Annotated in this window: 9 protein-coding genes; 3 read left to right on the top strand and 6 right to left on the bottom strand. The window is 57.3% G+C overall.

Annotated elements, in window-relative coordinates:
- Window positions 1-10: 10 nt before the first annotated feature.
- The 5 genes from porV to FAES_RS04095 form a co-directional block, all read right to left on the bottom strand.
- Window positions 11-1,246 carry a type IX secretion system outer membrane channel protein PorV gene (gene porV, locus FAES_RS04075; RefSeq protein WP_015329929.1) on the bottom strand — a complete coding sequence of 412 codons (1,236 nt, stop codon included), beginning with the start codon at window positions 1,244-1,246 and terminating at the stop codon, window positions 11-13.
- 117 nt (window positions 1,247-1,363) lie between these two features.
- Entirely contained in the window at window positions 1,364-4,795 is a 3,432-nt protein-coding gene (porU, locus tag FAES_RS04080) for a type IX secretion system sortase PorU (protein ID WP_051054023.1), read from the bottom strand.
- A gap of 75 nt (window positions 4,796-4,870) precedes the next feature.
- The gene (locus FAES_RS04085; protein ID WP_015329931.1) at window positions 4,871-5,473 is read right to left on the bottom strand and encodes a SprT-like domain-containing protein; all 603 of its coding nucleotides are present in this window, start codon (window positions 5,471-5,473) and stop codon (window positions 4,871-4,873) included.
- Between the two features lie 81 nt (window positions 5,474-5,554).
- The gene (gene bioA / locus FAES_RS04090) at window positions 5,555-6,826 is read right to left on the bottom strand and encodes an adenosylmethionine--8-amino-7-oxononanoate transaminase (protein ID WP_015329932.1); all 1,272 of its coding nucleotides are present in this window, start codon (window positions 6,824-6,826) and stop codon (window positions 5,555-5,557) included.
- 222 nt (window positions 6,827-7,048) lie between these two features.
- The gene (locus FAES_RS04095) at window positions 7,049-8,332 is read right to left on the bottom strand and encodes a citrate synthase (protein WP_015329933.1); all 1,284 of its coding nucleotides are present in this window, start codon (window positions 8,330-8,332) and stop codon (window positions 7,049-7,051) included.
- Between the two features lie 252 nt (window positions 8,333-8,584).
- Between FAES_RS04095 and FAES_RS04100 the strand changes: the two genes are divergently transcribed.
- Window positions 8,585-9,235, top strand: coding sequence for a phosphoribosylanthranilate isomerase (locus FAES_RS04100; protein WP_015329934.1), 651 nt, complete (start codon window positions 8,585-8,587; stop codon window positions 9,233-9,235).
- Between the two features lie 78 nt (window positions 9,236-9,313).
- Here FAES_RS04100 and kdsA read toward each other — a convergent pair whose 3' ends face one another.
- Window positions 9,314-10,138 (bottom strand): 3-deoxy-8-phosphooctulonate synthase, encoded by an 825-nt coding sequence (gene kdsA, locus FAES_RS04105; RefSeq protein ID WP_015329935.1) that lies wholly within the window; start codon window positions 10,136-10,138, stop codon window positions 9,314-9,316.
- Window positions 10,139-10,400: 262 nt separating this feature from the next.
- On the opposite strand from kdsA, the gene FAES_RS04110 reads away from it, so the two are divergent.
- On the top strand, window positions 10,401-10,640 hold the full coding sequence (locus FAES_RS04110; RefSeq protein WP_015329936.1) for an acyl carrier protein: 240 nt from the start codon (window positions 10,401-10,403) through the stop codon (window positions 10,638-10,640).
- Window positions 10,641-10,819: 179 nt separating this feature from the next.
- Window positions 10,820-11,587: a ribonuclease III gene (rnc, locus tag FAES_RS04115; RefSeq protein ID WP_041257541.1), complete on the top strand. Its 768-nt coding sequence runs from the start codon at window positions 10,820-10,822 to the stop codon at window positions 11,585-11,587.
- The last annotated feature ends 136 nt before the right edge of the window (window positions 11,588-11,723 follow it).

The raw sequence follows: 11,723 nt of genomic DNA on the forward strand, positions 1-11,723 counted from the left end.
CGACAGATAACTACCGGGCATCGTCTGCCGTTTCGTCGGCATCTTCAGCAACGCGGTCGCCTTTATTAAAGTTGAAGATCAGCGAGAGGCGGAGGGTATTGGCCAGCGGGCTACCCTGCCGCGTCGGAATCAGGTACGAGAAGTCGAGGCCAAGGTTCGAGAGCCGGGCACCAATCCCCGCCGTTGCATACTGCCGACCACCTTTCTGGACCGATTCACCGAAGAAACCAACCCGAGCTGCAAACTGATCGTTGTACCAATATTCGGCCCCGATCGAGCCGGTGATTTCTTTCAATTCTTCCGAGAATCCACCGGGTGCATCGGCAAACGAGCCAAACACCGCGCTGAGGTAAGGCCGGTTGGGGTTTTGACCAGCTACAATTACCCGTGATCCGTTCACCAGCGCGTAGGTCGGTGGGGTGGGTACCATCAGCTTATTAAAGTCGACAATGAAGTTGAACTTGCTGTAGGTGTCGGCGTGATAACTAAACCGGCCACCTAGCCGCAGATTGGTGGGTATATAGTACTGATCTGTACTGCCATAGTTGACTTTGCCACCGATGTTTGAGATCATCAGACCATACGCCCAGCTAATGCCCCGGCCCGATGCGGCGTCAATGCTCGAATTGGCGTAATAAGCGCTGATATCAGCCGCAGCAGTCGAGCCTGCCTGCAAGGGGGTGCCGTTGGAGAACGACGCGCCTGCGCCCAGGTTTGAGTTTAAGTATTTGAGGTTGACACCCATCGAAAACGTCCGCGACAGCCGACGCGAATAGTTGGCCGTGAAGGCAAACTCCCGCGAGTTGAACGTACCCGTGGAAATGCCCTGCGCGTTGGTGAAATCGATAGAGCCCAGATCGAAATACAGCAGCGACAGACCGATCACCTGATCTTTCGCCACCTTCTTATAGCCCGAGAAATAGCCATAGTACATATCGTTGATGATACCCCGTAACCAGGGGGTATACGATACGGTTGCACCGGCATCCGACTTGGCATCGACCAGTTTCGCCGGGTTCCAGAAGATGGCGTTGGCGTCGGGATTGTCGAGGGCTACCCCAGCGTCACCGAGCGCACCCGAGCGGGCGTCGGGGGTGAAGTTGAGGAAAGGAACCGCCGAGTTGGGTACGTTAATACCACCATTCAGGTTAGTGAGGGACCCTGGCTGCGTTGCCTGAGCTGTGGCTACTGTACCCGATGCAACAAACCCTGCGCCAAGCAGGAAGCAGGAAAAAATACGCTTCATAATCAGTGCGAAATACCGCCTCGTGAAATGACCCGATAGCGGTGGTCAAAATTAGTAGGTTTACCGGATTTACGCTCTACAACAAGTTGGTATTGCTAACCCAGAGTAAGGGAATGGTTAGTCGTTTTGATTTAAAAGCCGGGTACTAGCCGCCGCTTGCTCACCCGTTTCGGGGTTCTGTGCCTGCACCTGTAGTATATAAATTCCTCTGGCAAGGGGCATTGTTTGCGCATCGTAGCGGCCAATTTGTACGGTTTCGGCGCAGTCGTAACAAGAACCCTGCCGTTCAGTAACAATCCGGCCTGAGGCGTCGATCAGCCGCCATGTCCAGCTCAGCGGTTGGCCCGCCTGATTGTGTGTCATGAGCCAATTACTCTGCGCCTGCACCGGATTTGGCGCCGCAACCAGCCGCTGAATTGCTAAACCCGGCTTGTCGGAGACTACGAAAGTCAACGTCGCCTGTGCTGAATTATTGCTTAAGTCGAACACTTGAGCCCGAATCGTATACGTACCTGCCGCCAGATTACCCAACGAAATCAGGAACAGACCCTGCTGCCCATCAGCCGCCCCCGTATAATAGTCGGCGATGCGAAAAGGTAAGTTGCTATCGAGCTGAAGCGTGGGGCCTCGGTTGGCCGTTGTCTGGGTCAGATTCACACCCGTTTCGTCGGCGACCTGCAGGCGTACCTGCACCACCGGCCCCTCCACAGTTGGGCGCTCGGCGGCGAGGTTACTGCCTACCACGCTCATTGTCAAGCTGGGTGGGCGCGTATCGGAGGTGCCCGAACTGGTAGCTGTGCCGCCCATCACTAGCTGCGCATAGGCCCCTACGGCGTCGGCTGTGCTGTCGGTCTGCACAGCATAGGCCTGCACCCGGCCAAAACCAAAGTTGGGCACCACATCAGCGGGCACCGTGAAGCTGACCGAAAAGCGGCCTTGCTGCACCGTGGCCTGCCCGGCAAACAACAGACTCTGGAACGCATTGTAAGCATATGAGTCAGCATCGGGGGTGGCACGGGTACGTAGGCGCGTTGCTTTGTCGTAAATAAGCACTCGGGCCGTGCCGTTGAACGTACTGAGCACCGCTGTGCCGCCCGCCGCTCTGATTTCCCCATCGAGCGTGACGCGCTGCCCGGCCCGGATGGTGTCGGGGCGTGTTGCTACGAGCGCCCGACTATTCAGCCGGGTAAAGGCAACACTGTTTTGGGGATACACCAGCCGCATCGACGGGTCGCCGAGCAGGGTGAAATTTCGGTTGAGGACGTCAGACAGGCTGTTATTTTTGGTGTCACGCATTACGTCGCCGAGGCGGGGCAACGTACCGGCGGCTTCCTGACCATTGCTTTCGATCGCCTTGAAAATAGCTCGGTAAAAGGCTTCGTTGAGCAGGTAATTGGTGTTGGCGTAGACCGGTCGGGCCGTCGTGAGCAGGCCAATGGCTCCACCCGCCCGGTCGAGCTGCGCCAGTTCGGCCCCCGATACTTCCACGGGGTTGTCGTAGCGGCCAAACGCGCAGGTCGCCGTGACGAACAACGGGAGACGGCTGTTTCTCCAGGCCAGAATGTCACCCACCGTCAGAATCTGTTCCTGCGCCCAGCCGTTCGTGCCGCCATGCCCGGCGTAGTTGATAATCAGTCGCCCGTCGTCGATGGCCCGCCCGATGGCCTGATTCACCTGCGGGGCTTTCTCGATAGGGCGGTCGAGGGCGTCCTTGCCGGTGGTGTCTTTTGGGTATTGCGCCAGAAACAGCCGTTCGGGTCGAAATTCGGGGTGATAGGCCTCGACCATCGCCGCCAGCCGGTCGGCATCCTGGTTGTGAATGTTGTAGTCGCCATCGTCGGCCACGAGCGTCAGTCGGCTGCGCCAGTCGCCTAGTAGGCGCTTGTCGGTGGCATACCGGATGAGTTTATCGACCACGTTGCGGGCTTCGGCGGGTGTTTTCACGGCGAGTCGCCCCACGCCAATGTCGAGCAGGTGATTGCCAGCGGGTGTCTCAGCCCAGTCACCATCGGTGTCTTTCAGGAAGCCGAAATAGTCGTCGGAGCTAAAGCTGCGTACCGGGTCGAGCGATTCGCGGCTTTCGTAGGTCGGCACCAGGTTCGCCTGCTGTGTGGCCGGTAACAAACCGGCTTTGTTGCGAAAATCGTAGGAGGCATCGCCCATCAGCAACAGGTAGCGCAACGTGTTGGCCTGCCCCGTTGCCCGCCCACTCAGGAACCGGCAGTAGTCGCGGATGGCCGTTGGGTCTTGCTGCCCGGTCGAAAACTCGTTATAGATCTGCTGCGGCGATACCACCAGGACCGTCAGCTTGTCGTTATCGCGCCGAAATTGCGCCAGCCGTTCCGCCTGGTCACGCCACGCATCGGGAGAGACGATGAGCAGGTTGGGCGTGGGCTGGGCGCGCAGGTTCTGGTTCGCCAGCCGGGTGATAGTAGCGGGCGTGCCCAGGTTGCGAGTCGTGTACAGGTAAAACGAAGCGCTATCGGCCACCGACCAACTGGCCTGCCCGTTGGCCAGCGCGTAGGTTTGCTGAACGGGGTTCGTCGGTTGCTGTACATCCCAAATAAGCAGGTCATTGGTGGCCTGTGTGGCCGCGTATCGTCCTGGTCCGCTACGTACCCAGATCGGTTGCTCATATTGGGCAATGAGGCGGCTGGTCTGTACGGTCAGGTAATCGAGGTAAGCCGCCGCGCCACTGGCTCCTAGTGCATCGTAGGTCAGCGTAAACGCCAGGTCATCGCCCGTATTGGACAACACGGCCTGCCCCGACACAAGCTGGGGGGCGCCGCGGGGGGCGTAGATGTAGCTGCTGATGGCCGGAAAGGAGGCCTTCACGACCGACTGCGTTCCCTGCGTCACGCCAAAGGCTGACGGTTGCAGCGACACCGCCACCGCCGAGAGCGTCACGAGGCTGGGTACGTTGGCCACTCGTCCTGGCAGCCGGAACGAAACCGTTTGTTGCGGGTAGAGCCCATAACTGTCGCCCAGCCAATCGCGGCCCGAGTTTACGCCCGGCACCTTCGTGGTGTCGCGTTCGTAGACGGCATAATCCGTAAAGGTGCTGCTGATTGGCCCACTGGTGAGTACGTCGGCGGGGCGGGTGGCGATGCGTTTGCCGTTGGTCGTCCCGATCGTCAGAAAATAAAAGGTGGTGTCGGTATAGGGGTTGAACTGGTGCCGGAACCGGCCGGTCCTGGCATCGCGGCTGATGGTGCGCGGCCCCTGCGCGTAGAAGAGCAACGCATCGCCCGCGTCGAAGCGGCCGTCGGTTTCGCCACGTACCTGAATGGCGTTCTCTGTCAGGTCGGCCGGGCGAGGGGCGTTGTTGGGCTGAGGGAGCGGTGCCCCGCCATTGCCATACAAACGAAACAGGCGTGGGTCGGCGTTGGCAAAGGCGGGGTCAAGCTGGGTTAGTTTGGCGTAGTCGAGTTGGTAGACCCCCGTGCCCAGCACCCCAATTTTATACCACTTCCCCGTTGCCAGCACCGACTGCGCCAGCCCCGGAATCGACACGGCTGCCTGTAGGAAGCACACAGTCAGCAGGGCCACGAATTGCCTGTCTGTTCTTGCCCGTTTATACCAACTGTATAGGTTCCTCATTCCGTGTTGCCTTACTCGTCTGCACTATCCATCAATTTCCACGCCGACATCGGCCAGAATAGCGTAGGATCGACCCGATTGCATGTCTTTACAAACGACGCGGGTGCGCCGTAACTTACCCCGAACGTAGGATTTTTTCCCAAACCGAAACACCTGACCCTCGGCTAGTTGGCGCAAGGTGGGTAATCCCGGCAGGGCAAGTGAGGCCGACGTGGGGTTATGTTGCCGTAACGCCTGCATCAGCAAGGGCTGGGCCGATGTGGTGGCGGCAGGGTTTGCCATGTAGGTACGTAGTGGCAGCAGCACGTCGGCCGGAAAAACGGGTTCGGTCAGCAAGGGAGCCATCAGCCTCTGAAACGTCGTCTGCCAGGTACGTCCGTGGGGCTTGCCCGGTCGCTTGTAGGTATGGTAAACGGCACAATGGGCAATCTCGTGGACCAGCGTAATCAGAAAGGCGTACGGGTTCAGGTCGGCGTTGACGCTGATATGCGTAGATCGGTCTGGCAGCGCCCGGAAATCGCCCAACCGCGTTTTACGAGGTCGCGACACCCGGAACCGGAACGGATACTGTTGCTGAAGCGCCCGACAATACGCTACCGCCGCCGCCGGTATGTGAGTGGAAAACATAGAACAAAAGTAAGTATCAGGTCACCGTCTTCGGTTATGCCGCGACAGCCCAGCAACAGCGGACTGAAGACGGTGACCTGTTTACAACGTACCCAGCAGTGCCCGCACGGCGCCATAGGCCTGATCGAGTTGGGCATTGGTGGTGCAGTAGGGGGGCATTAGGTACAGCACATTGCCCAGCGGGCGCATCAGCACATCGCGCTCAAGCAGAAAATTGTAGGCTACGTCGCGGATGGTGTTGAAGTAGGAAGTTTGCCCATCCGTAACCAGATCAAAGGCCAGCAACGTACCCAACTGCCGCACGTTTTCCACGCGGGGCGTGCTGCGCAGTTCGTCGGCAAACAGGGCGTGCTGGGCAGCAATGCGCTCAATGTCGGCCATGCGGTCGGGCGTGAGCAGCAGGTCGAGGCTGGCTAGGCCCGCCGTGCAGGCCAACGGGTTGGCCGTGAACGAGTGCCCGTGAAAGAGCGTCTTCATCCGGTCGGTCGAGAGGAAGGCGTCGTAAATGGCTTGTGTGCAGGTCGTCACGCCGAGCGCCATGGTGCCGCCCGTCAGCCCCTTTGACAGGCACATGAGGTCGGGCTTTTCGGTCAGGTAATGGCTGGCAAACAGCTTACCCGTGCGCCCAAAGCCGGTCATCACTTCGTCGGCAATGAGCAGCGCACCCTTGGCCCGCGCCATCGAAAAGAGTTGATCCAGCACGGCGGGTGCATACATGTTCATGCCACCCGACCCCTGCACCAGCGGCTCCACAATGAACGCCGCCACGTCGTCGGTGAACGCCGCTTTGGCCAGTTCGAGCACCTCCGCTTCGCGGCCTGGTATAGGCGTAGGCAGAAACGTGACGTCGAACAGGAACGGAGCAAACGGCGTAGTGAACGTCGACCGCCCACCTACGGCCATCGCGCCGAAGGTATCACCGTGGTAGGCGTCCTCAAAAGCGATGACTTTGCGGCGGGGCTGCCCGAGATTATGCCAGTACTGGAAAGCCATTTTCAGGGCCACTTCCACGGCCGTCGACCCATTGTCGGAGTAAAAAACCCGGCGTTGGTTGTCGGGCAGAATGGGCAGTAGTCGCTCCGCCAACTGAACTGCGGGCTCGTGGGTGAAACCGGCAAAGATGACGTGTTCGAGGGTGTGTAGCTGGTCGCTGATACGACTGGCGATGTGGGGGTGGGCATGACCGTGCAGGTTTACCCACCACGACGAAATCATATCAAGAATGGCGCGGCCATCAGCGGTATGCAACACCGAGCCTTCGCCCCGCACAATGGGCACCGGCAACGGCGCCGTCTGCATTTGGGTAAATGGATGCCAAATGACGGCCTTGTCTCGTTGAGGAAGTTGACTCATAGTAATACCGAAGCTGGAGCTTCGGCCGCGAAATTAGCGCACATTGGTCAGGTACGTGCTAAATAACCCTGTCCAATCTGCCTATGCGCCAATTAGCCAGCTCGAAACTGGAGCTGTGTAAAAATGATCAACTACCGGAGCTGGCGCTTCAGCATTATCAAAAAAAAAGGCCGTTGACCCAGAGTGGTCAACGGCCTTGGATACAAAAATCAGGTCTTACTATTACTTCCGGTCGCCGATGGCTACGAATTCGCGGAGGGTAGCGCCCGTGTAAATCTGACGCGGCCGACCGATGGGCTCTTTCTGCTCGCGCATCTCTTTCCACTGGGCAATCCAGCCCGGCAGGCGACCGATAGCAAACAACACGGTAAACATGTTCGTCGGGATGCCGAGGGCGCGGTAGATGATGCCCGAGTAGAAGTCGACGTTGGGGTAGAGTTTACGCTGAACGAAGTACGGGTCGTTCAGCGCGGCTTCTTCGAGCCCTTTGGCAATTTCCAGAACCGGGTCGTTCACGCCGAGCTTGTTGAGCACGTCGTCGGCGGCTTTTTTGATGATCTTGGCGCGCGGGTCGAAGTTTTTGTACACACGGTGACCAAACCCGAACAGTCGGAAGCCCGTCGTTTTCGCGTTTTTCGCCATGTCGATGTACTTCGCCACGTCGCCGCCACCCGCTTTGATCTCTTCCAGCATCTCGATCACCTCCTGGTTGGCGCCACCATGCAGCGGTCCCCACAGGGCATTGATGCCCGCTGCGATCGACGAATAAATGTTGGCCTGCGACGAACCCACGAGCCGAACCGTGCTGGTCGAGCAGTTCTGTTCGTGGTCGGCGTGCAGAATCAGCAGCACGTTCAGCGCTTCAGCGACGACGGGGTCAACTTTGTAGTCTTCCACCGGCAGCGCAAACATCATATTCAGGAAATTCGGAATATAATCGAGCTCATTTTTGGGGTAATTGGTCGGGTGTCCCAGTGAGCGTTTGTACGACCAGGTAGCGATCGTGGGCAACTTGGCCATCAGCCGCGTAATGTGCAGGTCGGTATTGTTGCTGCCATCATACGAATCGGGGTAGAAAGCGGCCATCGCGTTGACCAGCGACCCGAGCACACACATGGGGTGAGCACTCACCGGGAAGCCGTCAAAAATCTTCCGCATGTCTTCGTTGACCAGCGTGTGCCGACGAATCGCCGTGGCAAACGAGTCGTACTGCTCCTGTGTGGGCAGCTCGCCGTAGATCAGCAAATACGATACTTCCAGGAACGACGCCTTCGCCGCCAGCTCTTCAATTGAGTAGCCCCGGTACCGCAAAATTCCCTCTTCTCCATCCAGAAACGTAATGGCACTTTGGGTGGCTCCCGTGTTTTTGTAACCCCGGTCGAGCGTAACGTACCCCGTCTGATCGCGGAGAACGGAAATATCTACAGCCTTTTCATGTTCAGAGCCTTCCAAGGTGGGAAAGCTGTACGACTTGCCATCTACGATGAATTCAGCATTACTTGCCATACGTGCGTGGGAGAGCGTTAACGGTTTGTATGCCCGTTTATAGAGCAGCGGGCGAAATTAGTACCAAAACAATTTGTAATCCCCGCACGATCGCCGAAAAGTTCAAGCAGACGGGGGTTTGTTCCTACAACCCTAAACCGGGAAGGGGAGTTTAAGCGGGACGCGTAATTCGCCCACCTACCCAATAAGTAGCAGCTTTGGAGCCTATACTACTCAGTCTTTCTGTTTAGATTTCCGTTAAAATCCTGCACGATGTCTGCTCCACGCGTTAAAATCTGTTGCATCAGTACCCCCGCCGAAGCCCAATTGGCTATTCGCTACGGCGCTGCCGCCCTGGGTTTGGTTGGCCCCATGCCCAGCGGACCCGGCGTCATCACTGACGATGAAATTGCGGTCATTGCCAAAGCGGTGCCGCCGCCGATCGCTACCTTTTTGCTGACAAGCGAGACCGCCGCTGCCCGGATCATCGCCCATCAGCGGCGAGTCAATACCAATACCGTACAACTGGTGGATGCCCTCACCGACGGGGCCTATGCCGATATCCGCGCGGCGCTGCCCGGTATCCGGCTTGTGCAGGTCATCCACGTGATCGACGAACGGTCACGCGACGAGGCCCTGCAAATTGCGCCGCACGTGGATGCGTTGCTGCTTGATAGCGGCAATCCCAATCTGGCCGTGAAAGAACTGGGCGGAACGGGGCGCGTACACAATTGGGCCATCAGCCGCCAGATTCGGGAGCAATCACCCGTGCCGATTTTTCTGGCTGGTGGCCTTCGCCCCGATAACGTCCGCCAGGCGATCGATGCCGTCGAACCTTTCGGTCTCGATCTATGCAGCGGGGTACGTACCCAGGGCCAGCTGGACGAAGCCAAACTGGCGGCGTTCATGAAGAATGTATACTGAATGATGTACAATGAACAACGGGTCGAGTAACAAACTGCTGACGCAGCGCCAACGCCATTGTTCATCATTCATTGTACATTACAAAATGGCCTCCCGCACCCGGATGAGCTTTTCGAGAAGGGCCTCCAATTGATCCAGGGGGAGCATATTGGCCCCGTCGGATTTGGCGCACGCGGGATCGGGGTGCGTTTCGATGAAGAGGCCGTCGGCACCAACGGCAATGGCGGCTTTGGCAATCGTGGCGATGAGGGCCGGTTTGCCGCCCGTAACGCCCGACGCCTGATTGGGTTGTTGCAGCGAGTGGGTGCAGTCCATCACTACGGGTACGCCGTGGGCCTGCATGGCGGGCAGGTTGCGGTAGTCGACCACCAGATCGCCATAACCAAACGAGTTGCCCCGGTCGGTCAGGAAGACGGTAGCGTCGGGGTTCGCCGCTTTCACTTTTTCGACCGCAAACCCCATGCTTTCGCCCGACAGAAACTGCCCTTTTTTAACGTTGACGGCCTTGCCGGTCTGGGCCGCCGCTTCGATCAATTCGGTTTGCCGACACAGAAACGCCGGGATCTGCAACACGTCGACATACTCCGCTGCCATCGCCGCTTCGGGCGACTCGTGGATGTCGGTTACCGTGGGGATGTCGAAGGTGCGCCCTACTTCGGCCAGAATCGACAGCGCCAGTTCATCGCCGATGCCGGTAAACGAGTTGAGTTTGGTGCGGTTGGCTTTGCGGTACGATCCTTTGAAGATATACGGAATCTGGAGGCGGTTGGTGATGGTTACGATGCGCTCGGCAATTTGCAGCGCCATGTCGCGGCCTTCAATGGCACAGGGGCCCGCCATCAGGAAAAAACGGTCGGGCCTCGTCAGGCTGGAGTCGGTATGTTTGAGTTTGGGTAGCTGCATGGTAACGATGGATTGACCTATGCGGCAAAGGTACGGGTTCTGAGTGCGCTCCTGGTTTTCGGTTTACACTATTAACTGAGTAGAGTGCAGACCGTCTGTGAGCGGTTAGAGTGGACAGATAGGCGATAATAGACTTATTATTAGTGAGTTATCGGCTAATAAATGAATGTAATAAACGACCCGCTGGGTTAAAAATTGTTTGGCAATCCGTTGGCAAAGTGTTTTCTTTGCACAGTTTTTTACCAAAACAAAGACTACCAAAATGTCTCAGACTGCTGACAAAGTAAAGCAAATCATCGTTGACAAATTAGGCGTTGACCCTTCGGAAGTTACGCCCGAAGCGAGCTTTACCAACGACCTTGGTGCCGATTCGCTCGACACGGTCGAACTGATTATGGAATTTGAAAAGGAATTTAACGTACAAATCCCCGACGATCAGGCCGAAACGATCACTACGGTTGGTCAGGCGATTAAATACCTCGAAAGCAACGCGTCTAACTAAGCACGGGTTACTCGTAGCTGGCAGGCGCACCTCCCGCCGGATTGCCCAACGGAGCTTTCGTCTGCCAGCTTACTCTCGTTTATGGCGCGTCGCGATGACTGTTCGCCCTTCTATTCTTAGCCGTTACCGGCACTCGCTCGACAGCCTGCTTTATTCTGAACACCCCTGACGCTTCTTTTGTGCAGCTCGCGTTGCCCCGTTTCTTTAAGCAGCCTTTTTTCGCCTGGTTTAGCCCTTCGCCCAGCAGACTGCAACGACGTCAGCTCCGGCAGGCGATCGCGCACATAATCGGCGATCAACCATCGAACCTGGACGTTTACCAGTTGGCCGTGCGGCATACGTCGGCGGCAAAGGAAACGAAAATCAAAGGTTTTCGAGAGTCTAACGAACGGCTCGAATACCTTGGCGATGCGGTATTGGGCATGGTCATTGCCGAGTATCTCTTTAAAAAATACCCCTTCAAAGATGAAGGGTTTCTCACCGAAATCCGGTCGCGGATTGTAAACCGCGAAAGCCTGAACGGCATATCCCGCAAAATTGGCCTCGATCACCTGATCGAATACGATGGACAGCGCGGTCGACTCATGCCGGCCCGAACCTCCATGTATGGTGATGCGCTGGAGGCGCTCGTTGGAGCTGTTTATCTCGATAAAGGCTTCAATTTCACCCGCCGGTTTATCCTGAAGAATCTGCTATCGCATTACGATCTGGATTCGATCATCAGCAACAATACTAATTTCAAAAGCCGCCTTATCGAATGGGCGCAGCGCGAAGGCAAAGAACTCCGCTTTGAAATTATTTCCGAAAACGGGTCCAGCCAGTACCGCGAGTTTATCGCACAACTGCTGGTCAATGATGAGCCCTTCGCAACGGGCAGCGGCTACAGCAAGAAAAAAGCCGAGCAGTCGGCCGCCGAAAAGGCGTTTGAAAAGCTGGAATTGCAGTAGCTATACAATCGCTAGACGATTTGAAAGAAGGTACTTTGCCCAGCATCAGGCGGGGTAAAACTACGTGTGTATACAGGTACGTTTCCCGTGGCTGGGTACGTGGCTCTTGCCAATAAAAAAGCCGCTCCAGCAAATG

It is taken from the genome of Fibrella aestuarina BUZ 2, from assembly GCF_000331105.1.
Taxonomy (GTDB): Bacteria; Bacteroidota; Bacteroidia; order Cytophagales; family Spirosomataceae; genus Fibrella; species Fibrella aestuarina.